Origin of the sequence: Burkholderia sp. Tr-20355 (genome assembly GCF_017104685.1) — a bacterium.
Lineage (GTDB): Bacteria > Pseudomonadota > Gammaproteobacteria > Burkholderiales > Burkholderiaceae > Burkholderia > Burkholderia seminalis.
The window spans coordinates 26,219-52,602 of record NZ_JAAGPK010000042.1 but is presented as its reverse complement, the minus strand read 5'-3'; the positions used below and the strand labels follow the sequence as shown (position 1 = coordinate 52,602).

At 64.4% G+C, this 26,384-nt stretch carries 22 protein-coding genes and 2 pseudogenes; 19 read left to right on the top strand and 5 right to left on the bottom strand.

Annotated elements, in window-relative coordinates; genetic code table 11:
• The first annotated feature begins 194 nt into the window (after positions 1 to 194).
• The 5 genes from G3N62_RS14095 (at position 195) to G3N62_RS14075 (ending at position 6,345) form a co-directional block, all read left to right on the top strand.
• Positions 195 to 953 (top strand): lipase secretion chaperone, encoded by a 759-nt coding sequence (locus G3N62_RS14095; protein WP_346778204.1) that lies wholly within the window; start codon positions 195 to 197, stop codon positions 951 to 953.
• Between the two features lie 431 nt (positions 954 to 1,384).
• The gene (locus tag G3N62_RS14090) at positions 1,385 to 2,161 is read left to right on the top strand and encodes a Crp/Fnr family transcriptional regulator (protein ID WP_049033390.1); all 777 of its coding nucleotides are present in this window, start codon (positions 1,385 to 1,387) and stop codon (positions 2,159 to 2,161) included.
• Positions 2,162 to 2,323: 162 nt separating this feature from the next.
• A complete protein-coding gene (locus tag G3N62_RS14085) occupies positions 2,324 to 4,723 on the top strand; it encodes an EAL domain-containing protein (protein WP_069706210.1) in 2,400 nt (799 codons plus the stop codon).
• 20 nt (positions 4,724 to 4,743) lie between these two features.
• Positions 4,744 to 5,481, top strand: a complete 738-nt coding sequence (locus G3N62_RS14080) for an iron-containing redox enzyme family protein (RefSeq protein ID WP_034190071.1) — start codon at positions 4,744 to 4,746, stop codon at positions 5,479 to 5,481.
• Positions 5,482 to 5,598: 117 nt separating this feature from the next.
• Positions 5,599 to 6,345, top strand: a complete 747-nt coding sequence (locus G3N62_RS14075) for a response regulator transcription factor (RefSeq protein WP_034190072.1) — start codon at positions 5,599 to 5,601, stop codon at positions 6,343 to 6,345.
• A gap of 233 nt (positions 6,346 to 6,578) precedes the next feature.
• Here the strand turns inward: G3N62_RS14075 and atpC are convergent, their stop codons facing one another.
• Both atpC and atpG read right to left on the bottom strand, forming a co-directional pair.
• Positions 6,579 to 7,019: an ATP synthase F1 subunit epsilon gene (atpC, locus tag G3N62_RS14070; RefSeq protein ID WP_034190073.1), complete on the bottom strand. Its 441-nt coding sequence runs from the start codon at positions 7,017 to 7,019 to the stop codon at positions 6,579 to 6,581.
• Between the two features lie 9 nt (positions 7,020 to 7,028).
• The gene (gene atpG, locus G3N62_RS14065) at positions 7,029 to 7,898 is read right to left on the bottom strand and encodes an ATP synthase F1 subunit gamma (protein WP_124669571.1); all 870 of its coding nucleotides are present in this window, start codon (positions 7,896 to 7,898) and stop codon (positions 7,029 to 7,031) included.
• A 147-nt stretch (positions 7,899 to 8,045) separates the two neighbouring features.
• On the opposite strand from atpG, the gene G3N62_RS14060 reads away from it, so the two are divergent.
• From G3N62_RS14060 to dapA, 9 genes are all read left to right on the top strand, one after another.
• Complete coding sequence (locus tag G3N62_RS14060) at positions 8,046 to 9,005, top strand: phosphate acetyltransferase (RefSeq protein WP_124669570.1); 960 nt, start codon at positions 8,046 to 8,048, stop codon at positions 9,003 to 9,005.
• A gap of 10 nt (positions 9,006 to 9,015) precedes the next feature.
• Positions 9,016 to 10,224 (top strand): acetate/propionate family kinase, encoded by a 1,209-nt coding sequence (locus tag G3N62_RS14055; protein ID WP_124669482.1) that lies wholly within the window; start codon positions 9,016 to 9,018, stop codon positions 10,222 to 10,224.
• 8 nt (positions 10,225 to 10,232) lie between these two features.
• On the top strand, positions 10,233 to 11,354 hold the full coding sequence (locus G3N62_RS14050; RefSeq protein WP_034190076.1) for an alpha/beta fold hydrolase: 1,122 nt from the start codon (positions 10,233 to 10,235) through the stop codon (positions 11,352 to 11,354).
• A 16-nt stretch (positions 11,355 to 11,370) separates the two neighbouring features.
• The gene (fabI, locus tag G3N62_RS14045; protein ID WP_034190077.1) at positions 11,371 to 12,132 is read left to right on the top strand and encodes an enoyl-ACP reductase FabI; all 762 of its coding nucleotides are present in this window, start codon (positions 11,371 to 11,373) and stop codon (positions 12,130 to 12,132) included.
• 504 nt (positions 12,133 to 12,636) lie between these two features.
• Positions 12,637 to 14,064, top strand: coding sequence for an FAD-binding oxidoreductase (locus G3N62_RS14040; protein WP_034190078.1), 1,428 nt, complete (start codon positions 12,637 to 12,639; stop codon positions 14,062 to 14,064).
• A gap of 95 nt (positions 14,065 to 14,159) precedes the next feature.
• On the top strand, positions 14,160 to 15,260 hold the full coding sequence (locus G3N62_RS14035; RefSeq protein ID WP_034190103.1) for an ABC transporter substrate-binding protein: 1,101 nt from the start codon (positions 14,160 to 14,162) through the stop codon (positions 15,258 to 15,260).
• Positions 15,261 to 15,290: 30 nt separating this feature from the next.
• The gene (locus tag G3N62_RS14030; RefSeq protein WP_034190079.1) at positions 15,291 to 16,400 is read left to right on the top strand and encodes an ABC transporter ATP-binding protein; all 1,110 of its coding nucleotides are present in this window, start codon (positions 15,291 to 15,293) and stop codon (positions 16,398 to 16,400) included.
• A 93-nt stretch (positions 16,401 to 16,493) separates the two neighbouring features.
• Complete coding sequence (locus G3N62_RS14025; protein WP_124608337.1) at positions 16,494 to 18,206, top strand: ABC transporter permease subunit; 1,713 nt, start codon at positions 16,494 to 16,496, stop codon at positions 18,204 to 18,206.
• A 26-nt stretch (positions 18,207 to 18,232) separates the two neighbouring features.
• Positions 18,233 to 19,144, top strand: coding sequence for a 4-hydroxy-tetrahydrodipicolinate synthase (dapA, locus tag G3N62_RS14020; protein WP_124669481.1), 912 nt, complete (start codon positions 18,233 to 18,235; stop codon positions 19,142 to 19,144).
• 14 nt (positions 19,145 to 19,158) lie between these two features.
• Here dapA and G3N62_RS14015 read toward each other — a convergent pair whose 3' ends face one another.
• Positions 19,159 to 19,989, bottom strand: coding sequence for an IclR family transcriptional regulator C-terminal domain-containing protein (locus G3N62_RS14015; RefSeq protein ID WP_034190081.1), 831 nt, complete (start codon positions 19,987 to 19,989; stop codon positions 19,159 to 19,161).
• 103 nt (positions 19,990 to 20,092) lie between these two features.
• Between G3N62_RS14015 and G3N62_RS14010 the strand changes: the two genes are divergently transcribed.
• The 5 genes and pseudogenes from G3N62_RS14010 to G3N62_RS13990 all read left to right on the top strand — a co-directional run bounded on the left by G3N62_RS14010 (position 20,093) and on the right by G3N62_RS13990 (position 23,766).
• Positions 20,093 to 21,253 carry an alpha-hydroxy acid oxidase gene (locus G3N62_RS14010; protein ID WP_034190082.1) on the top strand — a complete coding sequence of 387 codons (1,161 nt, stop codon included), beginning with the start codon at positions 20,093 to 20,095 and terminating at the stop codon, positions 21,251 to 21,253.
• Positions 21,254 to 21,309: 56 nt separating this feature from the next.
• Positions 21,310 to 21,417, top strand: a pseudogene (locus G3N62_RS14005) (4Fe-4S dicluster domain-containing protein); the annotation flags it as partial.
• A gap of 66 nt (positions 21,418 to 21,483) precedes the next feature.
• The gene (proC, locus tag G3N62_RS14000) at positions 21,484 to 22,296 is read left to right on the top strand and encodes a pyrroline-5-carboxylate reductase (protein WP_124669480.1); all 813 of its coding nucleotides are present in this window, start codon (positions 21,484 to 21,486) and stop codon (positions 22,294 to 22,296) included.
• Positions 22,297 to 22,393: 97 nt separating this feature from the next.
• Positions 22,394 to 22,848 (top strand): annotated as a pseudogene (locus tag G3N62_RS13995) (IS6 family transposase); the annotation flags it as partial.
• Positions 22,849 to 23,034: 186 nt separating this feature from the next.
• Positions 23,035 to 23,766 (top strand): IS110 family transposase, encoded by a 732-nt coding sequence (locus tag G3N62_RS13990; RefSeq protein WP_241013090.1) that lies wholly within the window; start codon positions 23,035 to 23,037, stop codon positions 23,764 to 23,766.
• Positions 23,767 to 23,845: 79 nt separating this feature from the next.
• Here G3N62_RS13990 and G3N62_RS13985 read toward each other — a convergent pair whose 3' ends face one another.
• Both G3N62_RS13985 and G3N62_RS13980 read right to left on the bottom strand, forming a co-directional pair.
• On the bottom strand, positions 23,846 to 25,411 hold the full coding sequence (locus G3N62_RS13985; protein WP_124669479.1) for a methyl-accepting chemotaxis protein: 1,566 nt from the start codon (positions 25,409 to 25,411) through the stop codon (positions 23,846 to 23,848).
• 492 nt (positions 25,412 to 25,903) lie between these two features.
• Positions 25,904 to 26,377: a hypothetical protein gene (locus tag G3N62_RS13980; protein ID WP_124669478.1), complete on the bottom strand. Its 474-nt coding sequence runs from the start codon at positions 26,375 to 26,377 to the stop codon at positions 25,904 to 25,906.
• Positions 26,378 to 26,384: the final 7 nt, after the last annotated feature.

The window sequence follows — 26,384 nt, the reverse complement described above, 5'->3', positions numbered from 1 at the left end:
GTGGGGGGGGGGGGGGGGGGGGGGGGGGGGGGGGGGGGGGTGGGGGGGGGTTGTGTTTTGTGTGGGGATGCGGGGGCGGCGGGGTCGTCCACTGACCTTAACCCTCTTCCCCTCCACGACGCCCTTCCGATCTGGGTTCGCGCGCGCCGCGCCTGCCGCTCGGGCCGGACGGGCGTCTCGCGAAACGGCGTGCGGTGCGGGAATTCTTCGATTACTTCCTGCTCGCGCAGCACGACCTGACGCCGGACGCGCTCGACGCGCTGGTTGCGCGGGAGGTCGCCGCGCAGCCGATCGGCGGGCAGGCACAGCGCGAAGCGCTCGACCTGTGGCCGCGCTATCGCGCGTGTCTCGCCGCGCTCGATGCGCAGCCGGGCGCCGTGCAGCCCGGCATGCGTATCGATCCGGACGCGCTCGCGGGCCAGCTCGAGCGACGGGCGGCACTCGCGAGCCGCTGGCTCGGCGACTGGAGCGCGCCGTTCTTCGCCGACGAGTTCCGGCAGCAGCATGACGACCTCGACCGGATCCGGATTGCGCGCGACCCGGCATTGAGCGACGCGCAGAAGCGCGAACGCATTGCGGCGCTCGACCAGTCGTTGCCGGCGGACATGCGCGACGCGCACGAGCGGCTCGCGCGGCAGCGCGAGGCGGTCGCGACGGTTGCACGGCTCGACGCGCAGCGCGCGACGCCCGATGCGCTGCGTGCGCAGCTCGGCGCCGACGTCGCCGCACGCGTCGTACGGCTGCGGCAGGACGACGATGCGTGGCAGGCGCGCTATCGCGACCATGCGGCCGAACGTGAGCGGCTCGCCGCGCAGCAGCTTGGGCCCGATGCGCGCGATGCCCAGCTCGCGCAATTGCTGCAGCGCGATTTTCCGGATCCGGCGGACGCACTGCGCGCCGCGTCGCTGGACGCGGACAGCGCGGACATCACCGCTCGCCAGCGCGCGCGATAGCCGCCCGGCGACGGCATCCCGGGCAGGCGCCGTCATGGATCTTCCACGTTCTCCGTTGGAGAAGTGTGGGATATGTCACTCAGTCCGCATTATTTCGATGGAGGAATGATTTTTATTTTCAGAATTAACTGCATTTCGTTGCATTGGCCACTATTCGGAATTTTCAATGATTCTCCGGGAAAGTGTCTTTTCAAGGGCGGTATTTAAATCTCCGATAATTGATTGACCATGCAAATATCTTCTGGCAATGCCTGAAACTGTCAAATTACTTCATGTAACAAAGCCGGAGTGGCGCGAACGACAGGGCTGCGTGATACCTTTTTGTTTAATTAGACCGTAAGGAAAACGGCAAAACCGGAAAACCGGTTCGTTTTAACGCTGCATGAAGATTCGGTGGCCGAGGGGCAGCAATACAACGTACGAGGTGCACCGTGATACATCAGGCCGACAATGTCATCGAGTTGCCGCATGCGCTTGGTGCCAATCAATTCCTGTCTGCGCTCGACGGAATTAGCCGCGCGGAATTGGCGCCTCATTTGATGCTTTCGAATCTCAAGACCGGCCAGCTGCTGTGCGACGCCGGCGAGAATCTGGAGGCCGTCTATTTCCCGGTGACGGCGGGTATTTCGCTTCAATACACGACAGGCGGCAAGACGACGCTCGGCGTGACGGAGATCGGCCGCGAAGGCATCGTGTGCGACGACGTGATCGGCAGCACGATGCAGCGCCGCGTCGTCGTCTATCACGGCGGATTCGCGTATCGGCTGCATGCGCGCCGCTTCGTCGACGCGTGCGATGCATCGGCGGCGATCAGGCGGCAGGTCTTCGTGCGGATGCAGCTGGTGCTGGCGCAGGCGTCGCAGGTCATGTTCTGCAGCCGCCATCACGTGATGCGACATCAGGTGGGCCGCTGGCTGCTGATCGCCTACGAGCGCTCGCGGAGCATCGAAATCCCGGTCACGCACGGCACTTTGGGGCAGATGCTGGGCGTGCGCCGCGAGACCATCACGGATACCGTGCGACAGCTCCACGAGCTCGGCCTGATCCATCAGCATCGCGGCGCCATCGTGCTGACGGATCTCGCCCGTCTCGAAGGGCAGGGCTGCGACTGCCATCGGGTCATCCGCGACGAAACGCGCCGCATTCTCGCGATCGATGCCGGTACCGGGGCCGGTGTCGGGCTGTCGCGACGCGTCCGGACGACCTAGTGGCCGCAGCCTCCTGCCGCGCGGCCGGCACCGGCGTGCCGCCGCGACGGCGTGTGCGCCGGCGCGGCGCGCGCAGGGAAGGGGCGAGATCCGGGCGCAAGCCGCGTCGCGACGCGGCTGGCCGGCGGTATCGAGAAGAATCAGAAAAGCAGTCAATCAGGTATGGAAAACATTTCGAAGCTCCAGAGTCAGCGCAGCTCGTTTCACGTGTGGCCATGGAGTCCGGCGCTCGGCATCCTGCCGATCGTCGTCGTGATCGTCGCGCTGGCCGGGTTCGTCGCGGTCAGCCTGATCGTGATCATGTCGCTGCGCGTGTACGTCGGCGGCGAAAGCAGCTGGTCGAAGGCGCAGAAGGACGAGATCATCCTGCTGACCCGCTACGGACAGACCGGTGACGAAAAGCTGTTCGACGATTACCTGGCGGTTGACCGCACCCTCACGTTTCTCGGCGTCGCCCGCCGCGCGATGATCAGCGTGCCGCCGGACCACCGCGCGGCGCGCCAGGCGCTGATCGACGCGGGCATCAATCCCGTCGATGCGGTCGCGGTGGTGTGGTTCTATCCGATCCTGAGCAGCTTCGCGCGCCTGAACGCCGCGTTGCAATACTGGGAGGACGCGGACCGGCAACTGGTCAACCTGCGCGCGATCGCGAACGCGCTGCGCGCGTCCGTGCGGGCGGACGACGTTCGACGCACGAGCCGCCTGAACCGCGCGGTCTGGGACTTCAACTCGCACATCGAGCCGCTGCCGAAACGCTTTTCCGACGAACTGAGCGCCGAATTCCGTTCGGCCGTCATCCAGCTGTTCCTGTCGTACGTCGCGGCCTCGCTGCTGATCGTCCTGCTGTCGGTGCGATGGGCGAGCCGCGCGCAGCGCCAGCAGGCGTCGATGCAGACCGAGCTGGACCGTAGCCAGGCGTTCGCGGAAGCGGCGCTGCGCTCGGTGGCCGATGCGATCGTCACGATCGGCCTCACGCGCAGCATCGAGACCGTCAATCCGGCGGCCGAGCAGCTGCTCGGCGCGCCGTCGCGGCTGTGTGTCGGCAAGCCGATCAACGACGTGCTCGACTTGATCGATACGTCGACCGGCATGTCGATCAAGCTGCTCGCGTCGCTCAGCAACAGCGGCGATCACACGTTCACCCGCGATCTCGACCTGATCCGCGTGTGCGGCGCGGCGGTGTCGGTGCGCGCATCGCTGTCGAGAATGGACAACGCCGCGGGCCGCTGCGTCGGTTACGTGCTGATCCTGCGCGACATGACGCGTGAATACCAGTTGATCGAGAAACTGACCTGGCAGGCGTCGCACGATGCGCTGACCGGTCTGATCAATCGCACCGCGTTCGAACAGCGCCTGGGCGACGCGTTGACCCACCGCGGCGGCGGCATGTTGATGGTTCTCGACCTGGACGGATTCAAGGAAGTCAACGACGTGTGCGGGCACGCGGCCGGCGATGCGCTGCTGCGCGACGCGACCGCGGTGTTCGCGCGCTGTCTCGCGGACGACGACGTGTTCGGCCGGCTGGGCGGCGACGAATTCGGCATCCTGTTGCCGGCCGGCCGCAACGGCTCGCCGGACGACGGCAAGGCCGAGCGCATCCGCGCGTGTCTCGAGGATTTCACGTTCCTGTGGGAGGGCGAGCCGTTCAAGATCAGCGTGAGCATCGGCGTGCTGGATCTCGCCTGTCGGCCCGAGAGCGTCGAGAAGGCGATGCAGATGGCCGACATCGCGTGCTACATCGCGAAGGACCGCGGCCGCAACCGCGTGCACGTCGCGGATTCGCGCGACATGAACTCGGGACGTCAGGCGTATCACATGCAGTGGAGCCGTCGCGTGAAGACGGCGCTCGAAACGAATTCGTTCCAGTTGTATGCGCAACGCATCGTGCCGATCCAGCCGGCGCACGGCGCGCAGGAGCGCGCGGAGATCCTGCTGCGCATCCCGGACGCCGACGGCAAGCTGATCTCGCCGGTCTTCCTGCCGGCCGCCGAGCGCTACGGCCACATGACGATGATCGACCGCTGGGTCGTGCGTAACGTGATCCGGCGGCTCGCGCGGCTCGAACGGCGCCAGTACGTCGAATACAACGTGAACCTGTCGGCGATGTCGATCACCGACGAGCGCTTCGTGGAGTTCGCGATCGCCGAGCTGTCGGCGTCGGGGCTGGACCCGACGCTGCTGTGCTTCGAGATCACGGAGACGAGCGCGGTCCGCAACCTGGAGGTCGCGTCGCGTTTCATGCACGAGCTGCGCGACCTCGGCTGCCGCTTCGCGCTCGACGACTTCGGCGCCGGCATGTCGTCGTTCTCGTATCTGCGCCAGTTGCCGATCGACTACCTGAAGATCGACGGCGGCCTCGTGGCGACCATGACGTCCGACAGCGTCAAGCGCGGCATCGCGTCCGCCATCAACGACATCGCTCACGTGATGCAGTACCGCACCGTCGCCGAGCACGTCGAGGACGAGGCGACGGCCGAGATGCTTCGCGCGCTGGGCGTCGACTATTGCCAGGGCTACTACTTCAGCCGCCCCGCACCCTGGCAGGAAGGGGGATTCCATTGAACCAAGCGAGGAACGAACGCATGAGTGCTCCATTTGAACTGACCGGCGACCTGATGGACCTGACGAGCTATCCGGCCTGGCTGCGCGACGTGGTCGGCGCGACCGACGAGTTGAAGGCCCGTGTCCGAGCGCATCCGGTGTTCGCGGCGATGAGCGGCGGGACGCTGCGCGCGTCGCAACTGCGCGCGTTCTTCGTCACCGGCTGGGCGGTGGTCAGCCAGTTTCCGGAATACATGGCGATGAACCTGGTGAAGACCGCGGCCTATCGGTCGCGCGGCGACGAGAAGGCGCGACGCTATCTGATCCGCAATATCCGCGTCGAGCAGAACCACGTCGATCACTGGGCCAACTGGGCTGCGGAATCGGGCGTGACGATCGACATGCTGCTGCACGGCGATGCGCCGCTGGACGGATTCGCGCTGAGCCACTGGTGCTGGAAAAGCAGCAGCGCCGACGCGCTCGCGCCGAGCATCGCCGCGACCAACTACGCGATCGAAGGCGTGACCGGCGAGTGGAGCGCGCTGCTGTGCGCATCGCCGTATGAACGGCAGTTCGACCCGGCCGTGCGGCATCGCGCGATGCGCTGGCTCAAACTGCATGCCGACTACGACGACCGGCATCCGTGGGAAGCGCTCGACATCGTCGCGACGCTGCTCGGCCAGTCGCCCGCGGCCCGCGACGTGCGGGACGTCGAGGCGTCGATCCGCAAGAGCCTGAGCTATTTACTGACGAGTCTCGATTGCTGCATGCATGTGTAGTTGGCTGCGCCGCACGTTCGCGGGTTCGTGCAGGCCGCGCCCGGCCGCTCCGGCCGGAAGGCGGGCCGGCGTGACGTCGCGATACGCCGTGCGGGCCGTCGTGCTGGACGATTTTCCATGGCCACCCACGTTCTTGTCGTAGAGCCCGATCCGCGCATGGGCGACCGGATCCGCGCGCTCCTGCGCGGCTGCCAGATCGCCACGTCGGCGCTCGACGACGCGTCGCGGCTGCTGGCGCACGTGACGGCCACGCCGCCCACCCTGATCGTGATGCGGGTCGAACGGCCGGCCACGACGTTCTACATGGCGCTCGGTGCGCTGCGGCGCGCCGGTCACGACATGCCGGTGATCGTGATCAGCCGCGACGCGCAGGTGCTCGACAAGGTCGTTGCGCTCGAAATCGGCGCGGACGACTATCTGGTGGAGCCGTTCGACCCGATGGAACTGATCGCACGCGTGCGCAGCGCGATGCGCCGCTACGCGCCGAACCGTCCCGTGTCGGTGCGCGCGCCGGTGAATCCCGAATCGTACGCATTCGGCGACATCGAGGTGAATTTCGTCACGCGGCGCGCCACCCGCGCGGGACAGGACCTCGGGCTGCGTGCCAGCGAATTCGCGCTGCTCGCGCTGTTCATCTCGCAGCCGATGCGCGTCCTGTCGCGCGCGGAGATTCTCGCGCTGCTGGGGCTGAGCGTGGCCGGGCGCTCCGAGCGCGGGCTCGACGTGCTGATCTTCCGGCTGCGCAATCTGGTCGAGCAGGCGGTCGGCGATTATCGCTACATTCGCACCGTGCGCGGGAAGGGCTACATTTTCGTGCCGCTCGGCAGGCTGGCAGACGAAGCGGATGCGTTGCCGCACGCGTGAGCCGGGCGGCGGCCGTTCCGGGCCGGGATTCGGCGGAAATCGACACCCCTGCGAACGGCGTTTTCGCGCTGCGTCTTCATGCAGACCCGCTCGGGCTGTTCGGGCTGCTCCAACGTCGAGGAAGGGCGCGGAGACTTTCGCGGACCAAGGTCCAAAACAAAAATAATGGTGGGCGATGGAAAAATCCCATCCAATTGCGATGCCGTGCTTCTCACTACTGCCGTCAGGTCAACTCACTCCCGCGATGCGGGTTGCCGCAGTGCCAGCGCGAAGAAGCGCCGGATCTCATCCATCAATTCCGTGCGGGCCGACGCGAAATCGAACGCGCGCCGGTTTTCGTGCGCGTAGCGCTGGCGCCAGTCGTCGGCCGCATGCCGCGCTTCGCGTGCGCGCAGATCGTCGAGTTCGGGCGTGCGCAATGCGTGATCGGCGATCAGCGTCACGCCGTCGCGGCTGACCTCCAGCACACCGCCCGCGACGAGGAGACGGCGATGCTCGCCGGTCGGCGCATCGACGAGCATCACGACGCCCGGCCGGATCCGCGTGAGCAGCGGCGCGTGATGCGGATAGATCCCCAGTTCTCCGCTTTCCCCCGGAACGACGACGAAATGCGCGTCGCCGGCATACAGCACCGCTTCCACGCTCACGATGTCGAGCCTCATCGACGTCTTCATGCGACTCCTTCAGACGGCCGCCGCGCCGGCAACGATTTCGCACAGCTCGGTGGTGATCTGCGCCTGTCGCGTCTTCTGGTACAGGTGCCTCAGTTCGCGCAACACGCGATCGGCATTGTCAGTCGCGGTCTGCATGCTGAACATCCGCGCGCATTGCTCGCACGCGTAGTTCTCGACGACGGCCTGATAGAGCATCGCCTCGACGTAGCGCAGCAGCAACGTGTCGACGACGGGTTTGGGCGCGGGCTCGTACAGATAATCGGACGCGGCCGCGCCGTCGGTCGGCGCGCTGGTGTCGAGCCCCGCGATCGGCAGCATCGCATCGATGCGCGGTTCGTACGCGAGCGGGCTCGTCAGCCGGTTGTACGCGACGTGCACTTCGTCGAGCTCGCCGTTGACGAACGCGGTCAGCGGCACGAGCAGCGCTCCGAGCAACTGCTCGAAGTGCGGCTCGGCGGCCAGGCCGCTCGCGCGCGCCGTGATGGTTGCGCCGTGGCGCAGCAGCGGCGCGATGCCGCGCGCGCCGATCACGCTCAGTTCGCATGCGACGCCGGCCTGGTCCCAGCGTTCGAGCGCATCCACGCATTCGACCAGCAGCCGCGCATTGAGCGGGCCGCACAGCCCGCGATCGGTGCTGACGACGATCAGGCCGACGCGGCGCACGGTATCGCGTCGCGCCATCAGCGCCGATACGTAGTCGGGACGGTCGCGCAGCACGCGCTCCGCCATCGCGCCGATGCGCGCCGCGTACGGGCGGAACTCACGCGCGCGTCGCTGCGCGCTCGCCATCTTGGTGCGCGCCATCATTTCCATCGCCTTGGTGATCTTGCGCGTGGACGAGGTACTGGCGATCTTCGAGCGGATTTCGCGTATGTGCATGTCAGGGAGGGGCGTCGGGGCCATCCGGATGTCATCGTGCGGCTTCATGCTATCGGGACTTCACCTGAAACGATTGACTGAAATCAAACGACGTCGCCCGGTCCCGCACCAGAATCCGTTCACGTGATCCTGGCAAAGGGGCAGTCGATGACCGAGTTGCGCACGCATCAGAAATACGAAGCACTGATTGCGCGTTGCCGCGCGTTACGCCCGGTGACGGTCGCGGTCGCGCATCCTTGCGACGAGGTATCGCTGCATGCGGCGGCCGCGGCCGCTCGGGCCGGTATCGTCGTGCCGGTCCTGGTCGGCCCGGTGGCGCGCATCACGATGCTCGCCGCGACGCTCGGTGTCGACCTGTCCGGCTATCGGCTCGTGGATGCGCCGCACAGTCATGCGTCGGCGGCACGCGCCGTCGAACTGGTGCGCGAGGGCGACGCTCAGGCGCTGATGAAGGGCAGCCTGCACACCGACGAGTTGCTGGCGGAGGTGGTGCGCGCCGATACGGGGTTGCGCACCGGGCGGCGCCTGAGCCACGTGTTCATCATGGACGTGCCGACTTACCACAAGCCGCTGTTCATCACCGACGCGGCCGTCAATATCCGTCCGACGCTCGAACAGAAGGCCGACATCGCGCAGAACGCGATCGATCTCGCGCACGCGCTCGGCATCGCCCGGCCGAAGGTGGCGATCCTGTCGGCGGTCGAGACGGTCAGCTCGAAGCTGCCGTCGACGCTCGACGCGGCCGCGCTGTGCAAGATGGCCGAGCGCGGCCAGATCACCGGCGCGCTGCTCGACGGGCCCCTCGCGTTCGACAACGCGATCAGCCCGGAGGCCGCGCGCCTCAAGCATCTCGGTTCCGAGGTCGCGGGCGATGCGGACATCCTCGTCGCGCCCGACCTCGAGGCCGGCAACATGCTCGCGAAGGAGTTGACGTTCCTGGCGAATGCCGATGCGGCCGGCATCGTGCTCGGCGCGCGCGTGCCGGTGATCCTGACGAGTCGCGCCGACAGCGAACGCACGCACCTGGCGAGCTGCGCGGTCGCGGCGCTCGTCGCGGCAGCGGCGGCGCCCGTGGCCACGCCGGCGGTTGCGGCCGGCACGCACTGACGGCGCCGCGATGCGACATCCCGTCCTGGTGCTCAACGCCGGCTCGTCGAGCCTCAAGTTCTCGGTCTACGACACGCACGAGGATCGCTCGCTCGATGCGGGCCTGCACGGGCAGGTCGAGAACCTGCATGGCACACCGCATCTGTTCGTGGCCGATGCGCACGGCGAGGTGCTCGCCGACAGCGCCGTCGCGCGACCGGGGCATCAAGGCGCGATCGAGGCGCTGCACACGTGGTTCGCCGCTCACGTCGGGCGAGAGGCCGCGTTCGACGGCGTCGGGCACCGGGTCGTGCATGGCGGTCCGTATTTCACCGCGCCGGTGCGGATCGATGCGCGCGTGCTCGATGCGATCGCGTCGCTTTCGCCGCTCGCGCCGCTGCACCAGCCGCATCACGTCGACGCGATCCGCGCGGTTGCCGCCGTGGCGCCGAACCTGCCGCAGGTCGCGTGTTTCGACACCGCGTTCCATGCGACGGTACCGGCGCTTGAACGGGAGTTCGCGCTGCCGCGCGCGCTGACCGAGCAGGGCATCGTGCGCTACGGGTTTCACGGGCTGTCTTACGAGTACATCGCGACGGCGCTCGCGGCCCTCGATCCGTCGTGGGGGCGGCAACGGACGGTCGTCGCGCACCTCGGCAACGGCGCGAGCCTGTGTGCGCTCGCGAACGGCCGCAGCGTCGCGACGACGATGGGGTTCACGGCCGTCGACGGACTGCCGATGGGCACGCGCACGGGCGCGCTGGACCCGGGCGTGATCCTGTACCTGCAGCGTCACGCCGGCCTGTCGCTCGACGAGGTCGAGCATCTGATCTATGCCGAATCGGGCTTGCTCGGCGTGTCCGGCGTGTCGAGCGACATGCGCACGCTGCTCGCGAGCGACGCGCCGTCGGCCGCGCATGCGGTCGAGCTGTTCGCCTATCGCGCGGCCCGCGAACTCGCCGCGCTGGCCGGCGTGCTCGGCGGCCTCGACGCGCTCGTGTTCACGGCAGGCATCGGCGAGCGCGCGCCGCGCGTGCGTGAACGGATCTGCAGCCGCGCGGCGTGGCTCGGCATCGTGCTCGACGACGCGGCGAACGCCGCCGGCCTGCCGGTGATTTCGAGCGACGCGTCGCGCGTGACGGTGCACGTGATCCCGACCGACGAGAACCTGATGATCGCGCGGCACACGCGCCGCGTGCTGGACGACGCAATCCCTTCCACGCCGTATCCGACCTCCTGAGACCTCCGATGACAGCACGCGACACGTCTTCCCCTGCCGTCAGCGCCCCCGCGCTGCCGATTTTCTGGCCGATGGCCGCCGCCACGGCGATGTTTGCGGCCGGCTCCGAGATCACGGCGCGCAATCTCCGCTTCCTCTCGGAAGAGGAGAAGCTCCATTTCGAAGCGCATCCGGCGCTGGCATCGGCGAACCGGCCGTTGCTGGAGCTGCGGACGATGACGTTCCGCGATTATTCGTCCGCGCCGGCACATGGGCTGCCGACGATCGTCGATGCGCCGTACGCGGGGCACAGCGCGATGATCGCCGACTACCAGCCGGGGCAGAGCCTGATGCAGACGCTGCGCGAGCACGGCGTGACGCGTCTGTACCTGACCGACTGGCGCTCGGCCACCGAGGACATGAAGGACCTCGAGATCGACCAGTATCTGGCCGAGCTGAACGTGTGCGTCGACGAACTCGGCGGCCGCGTGAATCTCGTCGGCCTGTGTCAGGGCGGCTGGATGTCCGCGATGTACGCGGCGCGTTTCCCGCACAAGGTCGCGAGCCTCGTGCTGGCAGGCTCGCCGATCGACACCGACGCGGGCGACGGCCCGATCAAGCGGATGGCGCACACGTATCCGACGTCGTTCTACGAGGAACTCGTCGCGATGGGCGGCGGGCTGATGCGCGGACGCTTCATGCTGCGCGGCTGGAAGAACATGCATCCCGACCAGCACTATCTCGCCGAGCACGTCGACCTGTACGAGCATCTCGACGATCCCGAATACCTGCGCAAGCGCGAGGTGTTCGCGAACTGGTACGAAAGCCCGATCGACCTGCCGGGACGCTGGTACCTGCAGGCGATCGGGCAGATCTTCAAGGAGAACCGGCTCGCGAAGGGCTCGTTCGTCGCCCTAGGGCGCACGCTCGACCTGAAGGACATCGCATGCCCGGCCTATCTGCTCGCCGGCGAGGCCGACGACATCACGACGCCGGAGCAGGTGTTCGGCGCGCGCGATCTGCTCGGAACGCCTGCGTCGAGGATCGAGAGCCGGCTCGTGCCGGGCGGCCATATCGGCCTGTTCATGGGGACGCGCACGCTGAAGACGGTGTGGCCCGACATCGCGCGATGGATCGCGGCGCAACGCTAGGCCGGCGGGGGGCGACATGACATTGCGACACAAGCGGGGGCTCGTCGTCGGCATCGCGAACGAACGGAGCATCGCGTGGGGATGCGCGCGCGCGTTTTGCCGGGCGGGCGCCACGCTCGCGGTGACCTGGCAGTCGGACAAGACCTTGCCGCACGTCGAGCCGCTGTTCGCGCAACTCGACGCGCCGATCCGGATGCCGCTCGACGTCGGGCGGCCGGACCAGATGGCGGCGGTGTTCGACGCGCTCGCGGCGCAATGGGGCGCGATCGACTTCGTGCTGCATTCGGTCGCGTTTGCACCGAAGGCCGATCTGCAGGGCCGCGTGGTCGACAGTTCGCCGGAAGGGTTCGCGCTCGCGATGGATACCTCGTGCCACTCGTTCATCCGGATGGCGAGGCTGGCCGAGCCGTTGATGACGCGCGGCGGGAGCCTGATGGCGATGAGCTATCTCGGCGCGGAGCAGGTCGTCGCGAACTACGGGGTGATGGGGCCGGTCAAGGCCGCGCTCGAGGCGAGCGTGCGGTACCTGGCGGCCGAACTCGGCGGCGCGGGCATTCGCGTCAACGCGATTTCGCCGGGCGTGCTGCCGACGCGCGCGGCGTCGGGCCTGCCGGACTTCGGCCGGCTGCTTGACGACACCGCGCGCCGGGCACCGCTGCATCACGCGCTCGACATCGACGACGTCGGTGCGTTCTGCGCGTTTCTTGCCAGCGACGGCGCACGGGCGATCACGGGCGGCACGCACTATGTCGATTCCGGTATGCACATGCTCGGTTAGGCTTCCGCATGCATATGAGGCGATCGTCGATCGAGATCCTGCCTCGAAGAGCAGATCCGCTCCGCCGTGCTCACGATGCTGGCCGAGGCGGGCGACACCGCGCCGGCTAGCAGTACCGTAACCGACTGAATCGCCCAGAAAATGCCGGTTAGCGCGGAAGAAAGATAAAAGATCGAGGGCTCGCGAACAGGCCGATTGCGTGCACCCCCAATAGCGGCAAGGGCCGGCTGCAGGCAACTCGGCACCCGGAAGTCGCCACATTTCGCATGAAAAGGACGCATATCCCACCCGCGTCATCAAGGGCCAAACCAACGAACAAACGCTCGGGTTGCGACAAATTGCACCGGATACGCCCTTGATTCAAGGGGAAGCGCTACGGGTTTGCACTCGAATCAATTGCAATGCGATTATTTGTATTCCATTGCAATTTTGATGATCCTATCCTTCGCAACATGAATTGACCGGCGGCAACGGCAACCGGTGCAACCTGGCGAGGAATGGAACATGGAAGTCGAGGTCGGACTGATCGCAGCACTACAAGCGAAATTGGGCGCAGATGCGGTGCTGACCGCCGAAACTGACATGGCGGGCTTCGTCGAGGACTTTAGAGGGCGTTACAAGGGCCGCGCGCTGTGTGTCGCGCATCCGTCGTCGACGGAGCAGGTCGCTTTCATCGTCAGACAGTGCGCCGCGCACGGCGTGTCGGTCCTGCCGCAAGGCGGCAACACGAGTCTGTGCGGTGGCGCAGTGCCGCGCAGCGCGGGTCCGGCACCTGTGATCGTCAGCCTCGCGCGCATGCGGCGCATCCGTGCGCTTGATGCCGCCAATCGCTCGATGGAAGTCGAAGCCGGTTGCATTCTGAAGACCGTGCAGGACGAAGCGGCGGCGGTCAATTGCCTGTATCCCGTGAGCCTGGGCGCGGAAGGTTCCTGCCAGATAGGCGGCACGCTGTCGACGAATGCCGGCGGCACGAGCGTGCTGCGTTACGGCAATACGCGCGACAACGTGCTCGGCTTGGAAGTCGTGCTCGCCGACGGCAGCATCTGGAACGGGCTGCGTAGCCTGCGTAAGGACAATACCGGTATCGATCTCAAACAGGTGTTCATTGGTGCGGAAGGCACGCTCGGCATCGTCACCGCCGCGACGCTCAAGCTGCATCCGCTGCCCACTCACCACGCGCTCGCGTGGTTTGCGCCGGTCAGCCCCGAAGCGGCTCTGCGCGTATTCGGCATGTTCCAGACAAACTGCGGATCGCGTCTGTCTGCTTATGAATTGATGAACGCACGGCAATTGCAGCTCGTGGTCGAGCGCGTGTCGGACCGTCGCAACCCGCTGGCGGAAACGCATGCGTGGCACGTACTGGTCGAATTGTCGGATACGCGCGATGGCGCGGAGATGGAGGCCATCCTGCAGCGCACGCTCGAGGAAGCCGCAGAAGCGGATCTGATCGAGGACGCGATCATCGCCATGAGCGACGCGCAGCGCGCGAATCTCTGGGAAGTGCGCCACAGCGTGACCGAGGCAAACAAGGGCGCGGGCGTGGGCTTGACGACAGATTGTTCGGTGCCGATCTCCGCCGTGCCGACCTTCATCGACGATGCCACGCGCGCCGTGCATGAGATCGCGCCAGATCTGGACGTGGTGATCGTCGGGCACATGGGTGACGGCAATATTCACTTCATCCCGATGTTTTCCTTCTCGGCATGGCAAGCGCTGGCCGATGCGCCGTCGATGGGCAGTGCGCTGCGTCGCGCCGTCAACGACGTGGCGCATCGGCTCGGCGGTTCGTTCAGTGCGGAGCATGGCATCGGCGAAACCGGTCTCGTCGAAATGGCGCACTACAAGTCGTCGGTCGAACTGGCCGCGATGCGCGCCATCAAGCAGGCGCTGGACCCGAACAATCTCATGAATCCGGGGCGTCTCATTCCCTGAGCTTGGCGGATGTGATCGGAGCGCAGGCCAGCTCGTCAATCGGTCGATTACTGCGTTCAATGATTAATACGTAGTACAAATCTTTGGAGTTCACGATGAAGTCGAAGAAATCCGAGCACTGCACGATCGAAAATCCGGCACGCCGAAGCGTGATGAAACTGGCGGCCGCCGGTGCGGCGTCGGTGGCGTTTCCATTTGTCTGGACTCCGGCGCGTGCAGCGAACAAGCGCATCGTCGTTCGAGACGACGGCGGGATCTATACGAAGGCGTACCGGGCCGTCTACTACGAGCCGTTCGCCAAGGCGACCGGCATCGAGGTGGTCGGCGTGCAGGCGAACGCGGAACCGACCGCGCAGATCAAGAGCATGGTGGACGCTGGCAGCTACACCTGGGACATGGCGAAGATCAGCCAGCCGGCCGTGCTGATGCTCACGGCGGGCGGCAAGGAATATCTCGAGCGCCACGGACTCGAAGCCGATCCGGCCGTATCGAAAGTCCCCAGCCAATATATGTCGCCGTTCGCGGTGGGCACGAACGTGTATGCGACCGTACTGGCGTATCGCACCGATGCGTTCAAGGGCCGCAAGGCGCCGTCGTCGTGGGCCGATCTCTGGAACGTGAACGAGTTTCCGGGTCGCCGCGCCATGCGCAAATATCCGTTCGACACCATCGAGGAAGCACTGATGGCGTCGGGCGTTCAACCCGGCCAGGTGTATCCCTGCAATCTCGACCGCGCGTTCGCGAGCCTCGACAAGATCTCGAAGCACGTCGATGTCTGGTGGACGACGGGCGCACAGGTTGAGCAGATGCTCGGCTCCGGCGAAGTCGCGATGGTCGCGACCTGGGCGTCGCGCGCGCAATCGGCGATGGCCAACGGCGCACCGGTTTCCATCGTCTGGAACCAGAACATCTGGGGATGTGACAGCTGGGCGATCCTGAAAGGCACGCCGAACGCGAATGCCTGCCGCGAATTCATCAAGTTCGCGACCGATCCGAAGCGCCAGGCGCAACTTGTCGATTACTTCCCGGCGGGCCTCACACTGCCTGCGGCGTTCAATTATGTGAAGCCCGAAGTCGCGAAAAATTGTCCGACCTTTCCGGACAACATGAAGACTGGTGTCCATATCGATGCGAAGTACTGGCTGCAAAACCAGAGTACTGCGCTGGAACGATTCAACCGTTGGATTCTTTCCTGATCTTTCAGCACTTTCCGGATTTCGACGCCAATGTCAGCTACCAATCTCACTGTCAACGGACTCAGCAAGCGCTACGGCGATTTCGTCGCGCTTGCCCCGACGGATCTCGACGTCGCCCAGGGCGAATTCCTGACCCTGCTCGGGCCGAGCGGATCGGGCAAGACCACTTTGCTCAGCCTGATCGCGGGGCTGTCGCATCCCGATAGCGGCAGCATTCACATCAACGGGACCGACGTAACCTACGGCGCGCCGTACGAACGTGACATCGGCATGGTGTTTCAGAACTATGCGCTGTTCCCGCACATGACGGTGGGCGAAAACATCGCGTTCCCGTTGCAGATGCGCAAGGTCGACGCCGCCGCGACGCGTAAGCGCGTCGCCGAAGCACTGGAGATGGTGCATCTTCCGCACTTGGCCGGGCGTTATCCGCGCGAGCTGTCCGGTGGCCAGCAGCAGCGGATCGCGCTGGCGCGTTGCATGGTGTATCGCCCGTCGATCATCCTGATGGACGAGCCCCTGGGCGCGCTCGACAAGAAGCTGCGCGATCACATGCAGCTCGAAATCAAGCGCATTCACCGCGACCTCGGCACCACGATCGTCTACGTGACACACGATCAGGAAGAGGCGATGACGATGTCGGACCGCATCTGCCTAATGAACGCCGGCGCGATCGCACAACTTGGCACGCCTGCTGATCTGTATTTTCGGCCCAAAAGCGTGTTTGTGGCCGATTTCCTCGGCGAATCGAATCTGCTCGACGCCACGGTGTCGTCGCGCGACGACGAACGCGTGGGTATCGCCATCGGCGGGCGCCACTGCGGTCACGCGATGGCGTACGACGGCAGCCTGCGCCCCGGCAGCAAGGCGCGGATCATGATCCGTCCGCAGAACCTGCATGTGGAAGCCGGCAACATCGGTGCGGACCAGCCGAACCAGGCGGAGTCGATGCAGGCGCGGCTCACCGACATCATGGTGACCGGCGGCATGACGAAGCTGTATTTGCAGGCCATCGAGCCCGTGAACGGCGGCACGGAAGTGATCGCCGCGTTCCCGACCAACCGGCTCGGCGAGCAATACGAGATCGGCCAGGCGCTGCGCCTGCGCTGGTCGGCGTCCGATGCCGTCGCGATTGCGGAGTAAGTCATGAATCCTTTCGCGCTCACTGTTCCCGCCGAGGCGAACCGCACTGGCCTGCAACGGCTGCGCTGGCGCCGCGCGCTGCGCATCGCCGCGATGGTCGCGCCGATCGTCGTGCTTCTGTCGGTGTTCCTGATTTACCCCGTCGGGCAATTGCTGCTGCTGAGCATTCGCGACGACAGCGGCTTCTCGCTCACCGAATACCGACGGCTGTTCGCGTCGCCCGTCTACATCGAAGTGCTGTGGGTGACGATGAAAATCTCGCTGCTCACGACGTTCTTTTCAGTGCTGACCGCGTATCCCGTCGCGCTGTTCATTTCGACGCTCACGCGCGAGCGCAAGAGCAAGGTGTTGTACTGGGTGCTGCTGTCGTTCTGGACCAGCTTTCTCGTACGTACGTTCGCATGGGTGGTGCTGCTCGGGCGCAACGGCGTCATCAACTGGACGCTGATGCATCTCGGCATCATCGATCAGCCGCTCGATCTCCTCTACAACCTGTCCGCCGTGATCGTCGGCATGGTGCATGCGCTGATGCCGCTCGCGATCCTCACGATGCTTTCAGTGATGGAGAATATCGACCGTCGCCTGCCGACCGCTGCGGCGACGCTTGGCGCGCGCCCGGGCACCGTGTTCTGGAAGGTGTATTTCCCGCTCTCGCTGCCGGGCGTCGCGTCGTCGGCGCTGATGGTGTTCGTCACCGCGATCGGCTTCTTCATCACACCGGCGCTGCTCGGCGGCCGTCGCCAGACCATGATCACGCAGCTCATCATCGACCAGGTGATGCAGGCGCTGAACTGGCGCTTCGCTGGCGCGATCTCGGTGCTGTTGCTCGTGGTGGTGCTGGTGGTGTTCGTGGTCTACGACCGCATGGTGGGCCTTTCGACGATGGCCGGCGGCAGCTCCACGACGGGCACGCCGCAGAGCGGCCGCCGCTGGAGCCGAAAGGCCGGCGACGTCGTGCTGACCGCGCTCGGAAATCTGACCGACGCCGTGTTGCATATTGTGCCGACGCCGCGCCGCAGCGCGAGCGGCGACAAGCAGCGTTCGCTCCGCACGGTGGTCTGGCTGATCCTGATCTTCTTGAGCGCGCCCGCGTTCCTCATGATTCCGCTGTCGTTCGACTCGCTCTCGGGTCTCGCGTGGCCGCCCCACGGCTTCTCGTTGCAGTGGTATCAGCAGGTCGCGGATTCGCCGCTCTGGATGCAGGCCGTCACGCGGTCGCTCTTGGTCGGCGTGGGCACCGGCGTGCTTTCGATGGTGATCGGTACACCCGCCGCGTTCCTGCTCGTGCGCGGCGGCCTCAAGTGGAATGCGGCGATGCTGGCCTTCGTGCTCGCGCCGATTGTGGTGCCGCGCATGATTCTGGCGGTCGGGGTGTTCTACTTCTTCGCCCGCATCGGCCTGGTCGGCTCGTCGTTCGGGCTGATACTCGCGCATACGGTCGTGGCTGTGCCCTACGTCGTCATCACGATGATGGCGGTGCTGCGCAACTACGACGTGCGTCTCGATCTCGCCGCGCAGAGCATGGGCGCACGCCGCTTCACGACACTGCGCCGTGTGACGTTCCCGATTCTCGGCGCGGGTTTGATGTCGTCGTTCCTGTTTGCGTTTGCCACGTCGTTCGATGAACTCACGATTGCGCTGTTCACCTCGGGCGGTTTGAGCACGACGCTCCCCAAGCAGTTCTGGGACGAGACGACCATGCAGATCTCGCCCGTGATCGCTGCCGTCTCGACGTGCTTGTTTGTCTTCATTTCGGTGCTGATCGCGGTTGCAGACCGCCTGCGCCGCCGCAGTCTGGCTTCCTGACTGGTTTTCCTTGAGAGATTGATTGAATGATCACTTCACAAAATCTGCGCGGCATCCTGCCCGCGATCCCGACGCCGGTCCATGCGGATGACACGATCGACGTCGACGCCGCGCGCAACCTGCTGCGTTACCTGCTCAAACAGGGCATCGACGGTCTGGTTCCGCTCGGCGGCACTGGCGAATACGGCGCGCTCCCGCGTGCTGAACGCATCCGCATGGCCGAGTTGTCGGTCAAGGAAGTCAACGGCGACGTGCCGGTGATCGCAGGCGTGCTCGACCCGGGCTATCACGACGCATTGCAGGCCGGCAAGGAGTTCGCCGCCGCGGGCGCGGACGGGCTGCTGGTGCTAACGCCGTACTACACGAACCCGACCCAGCAGGGCATTCGCGACTACTTCTTGCGCTATGCGGACGAGTCGCCGGTGCCGATCCTGATCTACGAAATTCCGTACCGCACGCGCATTGCAATCGCGCCGGAGGTGCTGCACGAGCTGTCTCGTCACGAACGCATCATCGGCATGAAGGCATGCAACACGGACATGTGGCACTTCCTGCGCACGGTGGCGGGCGTCGACGAATCGTTCTCCGTGCTGAGCGGCGAGGACACGCTGTTCCCGATGCACCTCGCGGCAGGCGCGCGCGGCGGCGTCGTCGTGACCGCGACGCTGTTGCCGACCGCGTGGCGCAAGATTCAGGAACATGTCGAGAACGACCGCATCGGGCAAGCGCTCGAATTGCATCGGTCGCTGATTCCTCTCATGAATCTCGCGTTCGCGGAGACGAATCCGGGGCCCATGAAGGCAGTGATGGATCTGATCGGCGTCGACGCGCCGCATATGCTCGCACCGCTCGTGAAGCCAGATGCCGCGCTGGCCACGAAGCTGCGTTCCGAGCTCGCGAAGCAGCTCGCCCTGTTCGAGCCGGGGGTTGCCGCCTGAGCGGCGCTGCTACGTCAGCGACGGAAAGTGGAAAGCCGTGACTTCGAAATGGAAGTCGCGGCGACCTGAATGTGTTTGGCGAGTTCGGCTTCGGCGCGCTCGATCGACCAGCGCGAGGTGGGCACGGCGATGTTGATGGCGGCGACTGCGGTGCCACCATGATCGGTGATCGGCGCGGCCACGGCGATGTCGCCCAGCACGGTTTCGTTCTCGACGATGGCATAGCCGCGTCGCGTCGCGAGCCGGATGCGTTCGAGCAGCTTGTCGGGATTGATTTCGGTGTAGGGCGTGATCGGTTCAAGGCGCGTCTGGGCGAGGATGCGTTTGACCTGCGCCTCGGGCAAGCGCGACAGGATAGCGATACCGGATGCGGTGAACATGGCTGGCAGGCGCGCACCCACGACGATATCGACATTGACGAGGTGACGGCCCGGGAAGCGCGCGACGAACACGATTTCAGTGCCGTCGAGCTCCTGGAGATTGGTGGTCTCGCCGATTTGTCGGCTGATTTCGAGGAGATAGGGCGACGCCTTGTCGACGAGTTCATTGGCGCGAATGTAGTTGTATGAAAACTGCAGCACCTTCGAGGTGAGACCGTAATTTCGGGTGTCCGGCACGCGATAGAGATAGCCGAGTTCCTCCAGCGTATGCACGACGCGCTGGGTGGCGCTGCGATCGAGATCGGCTACGCGCGCGATGTCGCCTAGCGTCATGTGACGGCTCGGTCCGTCGAAGGCGTGCAGCACGCGAAACGTCTTTTCTGTCGAGCCGATGAACAGCGACGAACGCTCGGCTTTGCGTGCGCTTTCCGTTTTGCGCGGGGATTCGGAGGTAGTTTTCGGCATGGACAGTCCGTAGGAGACGGATGGCGGCCAGGTGGCGACGCATCGATTTTCAATCAGTGTAATTGTAATGCAATTATTTTCTCTCGGAACTTCAGGGGCCGACATGCTGGCTTGTATTGACGATTACCGCCGTGCCGCTCGGGCACGCCTTGCCGGGATTGCATGGGATTACCTCGAAGGCGCGGCCGAAGATGGCGATTCGATGCGCGCGGCGCGCAACAGCTACGGGCGATGGCAGTTCAGGCCACGTGTCCTGGCGAATGTGTCCGCGTGCTCGCCGGCCACTTCGATATGGGACCGCGAAGTCGCTGCACCGATGATCGTCGGACCAACCGGGCTCAATGGTCTGTTCTGGCCGAGGGGCGACGAGATACTGGCGGCGGCCGCAGCCGAAGCGGGTTTGCCGTTCGTCGTGTCCACGGCGGCAACGTCGTTGCTGGAGGACGTGCGTGCCGCTGCACCGGATGCGGATCTGTGGCTTCAGTTGTACGTGCAGCGCGACCGCGCGATCGCCGAGGACATGATGCGGCGCGCGAGCGATGCGGCGTTCAGCACGCTGGTGTTGACGGTCGATACGCCCGTTCATGGCAATCGCGACCACGATGTGCGCAATGGCTTTCGCATGCCGCTGAGGCCGTCGGCGAAGTTGTTGCTGGACTGCGTCCGGCATCCGCGGTGGTCGTGCCAGATGCTGTGGCACGGCGTGCCGCAACTGCGCAACATCGCGAAGAGCGTGGGCGAAGCCGAGAACCTGGACCGGCAGGCCGCGTTGCTGAGCCGAGAGATGGATCTGGCGTTGCAATGGTCCGATGTCACGTGGATACGGCGTCATTGGCGCGGGCGCGTGGTCGTTAAAGGCATTCTGGATGTCGATGACGCACTTCTCGCTCGCGACGCCGGCGCGGATGGCGTCGTGCTGTCGAATCATGGCGGCAGGCAGCTTGCGAGCGCGCCTGCGCCGCTCGACGTGCTGCCGGAGATTCATCGGCAGGTAGGCCGCGATCTGCGCGTTTTCGTCGATGGTGGCGCGCGGCGCGGTTCGGACGTCGTCAAGGCAGTCTCGCTTGGCGCGACAGCGGTGCTGCTCGGACGCGCACCGCTCTACGGGCTGGCCGCGCGAGGCAAGGGCGGTGTCTCGCATGTGCTCGCGCTGATGAAAGCGGAAATGAATACGACGATGACTCTGCTTGGACGAACCCGAGTCGAGAGCTTGAATCGCGAGTGTGTACGGCCTATTGGGACTTCATTGGTGGAAGTCGATTAAGCGAGTCTGACGAATACTTTTGTACTTGTCTCGCTTCTTCGCTTAGATCTACTTATGCGCAGAACTGCGTGCACTGCAAGACCTGCGACATCAAGGACCCGACGCAGAACATCGTGTGGGTCACGCCGGAAGGCGGCGGCGGGCCGAATTACCCGAATATGTAATGACGCAGCCCACCGATCGCGCTGCGTCGAAATCAATGAACACCTCATCCAGATAGCGAGCCACTCATGAAGATTGCATTTATCGGCGCAGGAAATATGGCGAGCGCGCTTATCGGCGGATTGATCAGCCGTGGTGCCGCTCCGGGCGATATCGCCGCGATCGACCCGGGCGCGGAAGCGCGCGCGAAATGCAGCACGACGTTCGGCATCGACGCGCACGAACGCATCGATTCGGGGCTGTCGGAAAGCGACGTGATCGTGCTGGCCGTCAAGCCTCAACAGATGCAGGCAACCTGTGCATCGATCTCGCCACTGCTGCGGGGACAGCTCGTCATTAGCGTTGCTGCGGGCGTTCGGGTGCGGGAACTGTCGAACTGGCTGGGCGGGCACACACGCGTGGTGCGCGCCATGCCGAACACGCCCGCGTTGATCGGTTTGGGCGCTACGGGTCTTTTTGCATCCCCGGAAGTCGGTGGCGATGATCGCGAAGATGCATCGACGATTCTCGGCGCGGTGGGCGTTGTCAGCTGGTTCGACGCCGAGGACGATCTGGATTCGGTGACGGCGATCTCGGGTAGCGGGCCCGCTTACGTTTTCTATTTCATCGAAGCGATGCAGGCGGCCGCTGAAGAGTTCGGATTCTCGGCGGCGCAGGCACGCGCGCTGACGCTTGCGACATTCAAAGGCGCGGTGCAACTTGCGTTCGAATCGACCGATCCAGTGAGCGTGCTGCGCGAACGTGTGACCTCAAAGGGGGGGACAACGGCTGCTGCGCTCGCCGCATTCGCGCGGGCCGATGTCGCCACGAGCATCAAGCGCGGTGTGCTCGCGGCGAAAGTTCGCTCGAAACAGCTCGGCGACGAATGGGTTTCTGTATAACGATGCGATTCGACGGCAGATTCGAAAGATCCAAAGCGAAAAATTGCGCATTTCCACCCGACAAGCGGCTTTGTCACGTGTTCGAGCGCGGCGTGATCTAAGCTATGAAACGATCCGCCGTTGGTGCGACAAGTTCGGCGTCGGTTTCGCCCACCGGATCAAGGCCAGCCGGCGCCGCCTTGGAACCACCTGGCACCTCGACGAAATCTTCGTGACGCTGCGTGGCGAGCCGCATTCGCTGTGGCGCGCGGTCGACAAGCAGGGCACCGAAATCGACATCTTGCTGCAAAATCTACGCGACAAGGCCGCAGCCAAACGCTTCTTTCAGCGAGTGCTGCGCTCGTGCTCCGCACCGAACAAGATCGTCACCGATCAGTTGCGCAGCTATCCGGCGGCCAAGGCAGATGTTCCGGAACTCGTAAACGCGGAGCATATTTTCGTCAAAGCGGCTGCCCTCGTGAACAACCGAGCGAGAACAGTCATCAGCCTACACGCGAACGCGAGCGCCGCATGCAGAGCTTCCGACTGCCGGAGCGCACGCAGGCATTCCTGGGTATTAATTTTACATAATGCTGATGATCAACTTTTTTGTGTGTAGTGGCTAGATTGAAATGTCCGCTTTTGGCTACATAGATGGAATGGTCGCCTCCCGCCTCAACGGGCCGTCCGGCGCCGCAATCTCGCGTCCAGAGCATGCGACATTGCTGGTTCGACAGCCCAGCCGCCAAGGAGAACCAAATGGAACCCACGACCATTGCCATCGATCTGGCCAAGCGCGTTTTCCAGATTCATTATGTCGAGCCTGAAACCGGCGCGATTCACGGCAAGGTACTCAAACGTGCCCAGCTCGCGCCGTTCTTCGCCAACCGGCCGGCGAGTCGCGTCGTTATGGAGGCTTGTGGCAGCGCTCATCATTGGGCCCGGGTCCTGGCACGGCTTGGCCACGACGTGCGGCTCATCGCAGCTCAGTTCGCGCGGCCGTTCGTGAAGTCTAACAAGAATGATGCGGTTGACGCCGCGGCGATCTGGGAAGCTGCCCAGCGTCCCGGCATGCGGTTCGTGGCCGTTAAGACCGAAGACCAGCAGGCCATGCTGGCGATGCACCGGATACGCCAGCAACTGGTCCGGATTCGCGTCATGCAGGTCAACCAACTTCGCGGATTGCTCTACGAGTTCGGCGTCGTGTTGCCTCAAGGCCGTCGTGCATCGATCGAAGCCGCCAAAGCCGCGCTGGCGTCATTGGCCGACGAGTTGCCGGCCATGCTGCTAGACAGCCTGCAGGATCAGCTTTCGCGACTCCGTGCGCTCGATGAGCAGATTGCTCGGATCGAGCAACGCATTCTCAGTTGGCGGCGCAACGACGATGCATGCCTGCGCATCTCGGAGATTCCGGGCGTGGGCGTACTCACGGCAACTGCCGCGGCAACATCCGGCATCAAGGGACCGGACCATTCGTCCGCGTTCGCTTGACCGCGATTCAGCGCGACGGTGCGCCCGCATGCCGTGCTCGCGAGCGCACCGTCTCTTCCATTCGACAATACGCTCGGCTCTACAGCCCCTCACCTCGTCCAAGCTGAAACACCGAGACGACCTCCACGAGTTCCCGGGACTGCTGACGCAGACTGATGGCCGCTGCCGCCGTTTGCTCGACCAACGCGGCGTTTTGCTGCGTCGTACGCTCCATCTGGCCGACGGCTTCGCCGATCTGGGCCACGCCGAGCGATTGCTCGGTGCTGGCGGCGCTGATTTCGCTCATCGTCTCGGTGACGCGACGGATCGAGTTCACGACTTCGGTCATCGCCACCCACGCGCGCTCGACTTCCGCCGAGCCTTGAGCGACGCGCCCCGCGCTCGAGCCGATCAGCTTCTTGATCTCCTTGGCCGCATCGGCCGAACGTCCGGCCAGGCTGCGCACCTCACTGGCAACGACCGCGAAACCTCTGCCCTGCTCGCCGGCACGCGCAGCCTCGACCGCGGCATTCAAGGCCAGGATGTTCGTCTGAAAGGCAATGCTGTCGATGACACCCGTGATATCCGAGATTCGATGGGAACTGTCGTGGATGCCCTTCATGGTCGCCACAACCTGGTTGATCACTTCGCCGCATTGCGCGGTAACCGTGGACGCGTTCACGGCCAATTGATTCGCTTCGTGAGCGTTATCGGCATTCCGGGCCACCGTGGAACTCAGTTCTTCCATGGACGCGGCGGTTTGCTCGAGCGCACTGGCCTGGCTCTCCGTGCGGGAGCTGAGATCGTCGTTGCCCTGTGCGATTTCGGCACTCGCCGCCGCCAGGTTATCCGAGCCGCGGCGCACATTGGAAACCACGCGAAGAAGTGCAGCTTGCATGTCACGCAAGCTGCCGAGCAATTGGCCGAGTTCGTCCGTGCCATGAACATCGACACGAACGCTAAGGTCGCCTCTGGCCACTCGATGCGCGACGTCCGTCGCGCGCATGAGCGGCCGGGTAATACTGCTGGTGATCAGCCATCCACATACCACGCTCAGCAGCATGCCGACCACGCCGAACGCGATCATCAACGTGCGCCCGAATTGATAATTTGCGTCGATCTCGGCCGCGAGTCCGTCGATTTCCACGCGCTGGTACTTCACCAACGCGTCGACTTTTTCGACCAATTGCCGCGCGGTCGGTATGAACTGCTGTTCGAGCAACTGGTCGGCCTGCTCCGCTTTTCCTTCTTTCTTCAACGCATAGATCCGATCCCGGATAGCGAGGAAAAGCTTGCGTTGTTCGCCGATGGCAGCGAACAAGCGCTTTTCCGTGCCCGACGTCATCAGCGCCTCGATGGCCGTTTGCTTCGCCGCAGACACTTTCGATGCAGCAATGGCTTCGTCGTTGAAATAGCTGGCCAGCCCCGGATCGGCACTCTTGGCAATCGCGGTAGTACGCGTAACCGCGACGCTGATTTGCCGGGACCAGTCATTGACCAGCCGTTCGGTCTGCAACGGCTTGGCGACCAGGTCGCGGGTTGCCTGGGCAACGGAAGACAAACGCAGCAGTCCGATGACGATCCCGATCAACGACATTGCCAATACCAAGGCAAAACCGAGCCCCAGCCGCTTGCCGATGTTCAACTTCGAAATAACGGTCAACATACCTTTCACTCGTTCATGTTGATGAAAAATTGATGAATCCAAGACACGTGATTAATTCGGTTTACTGAGTATTTTTATTATCGTCACGCATCGAATAAACTTGAGGAAAGATGCCGTTCTGGACAAGGTCCGCGCTTTCCCGTAGCGCCACTCCAGGCGGACATATGTTCTGCCCGCGAAGCGCGGGCGCGTGCCCGGCACTTCGCGCGCATCGTCATGCCGAGTACAAGGTGTCGACTGAACCGATCTCGCCTCGGAACGAGAATCGTCGAATATCTTTCAAGCCAACTCGGCTATTCGAGGCGTTGCATCGAGTCCGCTGCCTGTCATGCGTAAAACAAGCCGACATCGCGTGTAGCGGGATACCTGGTCGCGCATGTCGTTCCTGCATACACGCAGGAATCCCGTAGCGACCGGGTCCGTTCTCCGTCATTGAAATGACTCGAATAAATCCGGAAAGCCACACTCCGAAGCAAGACCATTTTTATCGCATCAGTAAATTAATACGTGCTCGGCGATCGCCTGCTTCAACTCCTTCAAAACAAGCGTGAGAAGACGAGATACTTGCATTTCGACCCCGTCGCCCTCGACGGTAACGAGAGCACTCACCCTGTTTCCTTCGATGCTGCCGAGCCAGTCGAGGTCTTGCGGACGTGTCGACCACAATAGCAACGGCACGCCTCGCGGCAATTGACTCAACCGGTCATCCCCGCTCGTCTTCGACGCATTGGACATGCTGCCCGACATCAGCGACTCGCTCCATGCACGGTGTGCATCAGCGGGATCGTCAATCTGGAGAAGCGCCACCTCCGGCACCGCCGTCAAGGAGGCTACGGTCGCTGAAACCGCGGCCACGCCAGGGCTTGGATCAACGACGACACACACGCGGGCCCGCTCCGAAGGCGGTAATAGCCAATTCCACATCGAGGCCTCCAACGATACCGCGTCCAGTTTCCTTGCACTCATTCCGACC

Coding starts and splice junctions, on each gene's coding strand:
- G3N62_RS14085 (WP_069706210.1), top strand. CDS start 2,324: ATGGAAAACATTTCGAAGCTCCAGAGTCAGCGCAGCTCGTTTCACGTG.
- G3N62_RS14080 (WP_034190071.1), top strand. CDS start 4,744: ATGAGTGCTCCATTTGAACTGACCGGCGACCTGATGGACCTGACGAGC.
- G3N62_RS14075 (WP_034190072.1), top strand. CDS start 5,599: ATGGCCACCCACGTTCTTGTCGTAGAGCCCGATCCGCGCATGGGCGAC.
- atpC (WP_034190073.1), bottom strand. CDS start 7,019: ATGAAGACGTCGATGAGGCTCGACATCGTGAGCGTGGAAGCGGTGCTG.
- atpG (WP_124669571.1), bottom strand. CDS start 7,898: ATGCACATACGCGAAATCCGCTCGAAGATCGCCAGTACCTCGTCCACG.
- G3N62_RS14060 (WP_124669570.1), top strand. CDS start 8,046: ATGACCGAGTTGCGCACGCATCAGAAATACGAAGCACTGATTGCGCGT.
- G3N62_RS14055 (WP_124669482.1), top strand. CDS start 9,016: ATGCGACATCCCGTCCTGGTGCTCAACGCCGGCTCGTCGAGCCTCAAG.
- G3N62_RS14050 (WP_034190076.1), top strand. CDS start 10,233: ATGACAGCACGCGACACGTCTTCCCCTGCCGTCAGCGCCCCCGCGCTG.
- fabI (WP_034190077.1), top strand. CDS start 11,371: ATGACATTGCGACACAAGCGGGGGCTCGTCGTCGGCATCGCGAACGAA.
- G3N62_RS14040 (WP_034190078.1), top strand. CDS start 12,637: ATGGAAGTCGAGGTCGGACTGATCGCAGCACTACAAGCGAAATTGGGC.
- G3N62_RS14035 (WP_034190103.1), top strand. CDS start 14,160: ATGAAGTCGAAGAAATCCGAGCACTGCACGATCGAAAATCCGGCACGC.
- G3N62_RS14030 (WP_034190079.1), top strand. CDS start 15,291: ATGTCAGCTACCAATCTCACTGTCAACGGACTCAGCAAGCGCTACGGC.
- G3N62_RS14025 (WP_124608337.1), top strand. CDS start 16,494: ATGGTCGCGCCGATCGTCGTGCTTCTGTCGGTGTTCCTGATTTACCCC.
- dapA (WP_124669481.1), top strand. CDS start 18,233: ATGATCACTTCACAAAATCTGCGCGGCATCCTGCCCGCGATCCCGACG.
- G3N62_RS14015 (WP_034190081.1), bottom strand. CDS start 19,989: ATGCCGAAAACTACCTCCGAATCCCCGCGCAAAACGGAAAGCGCACGC.
- G3N62_RS14010 (WP_034190082.1), top strand. CDS start 20,093: ATGCTGGCTTGTATTGACGATTACCGCCGTGCCGCTCGGGCACGCCTT.
- proC (WP_124669480.1), top strand. CDS start 21,484: ATGAAGATTGCATTTATCGGCGCAGGAAATATGGCGAGCGCGCTTATC.
- G3N62_RS13990 (WP_241013090.1), top strand. CDS start 23,035: ATGGAACCCACGACCATTGCCATCGATCTGGCCAAGCGCGTTTTCCAG.
- G3N62_RS13985 (WP_124669479.1), bottom strand. CDS start 25,411: ATGTTGACCGTTATTTCGAAGTTGAACATCGGCAAGCGGCTGGGGCTC.
- G3N62_RS13980 (WP_124669478.1), bottom strand. CDS start 26,377: ATGAGTGCAAGGAAACTGGACGCGGTATCGTTGGAGGCCTCGATGTGG.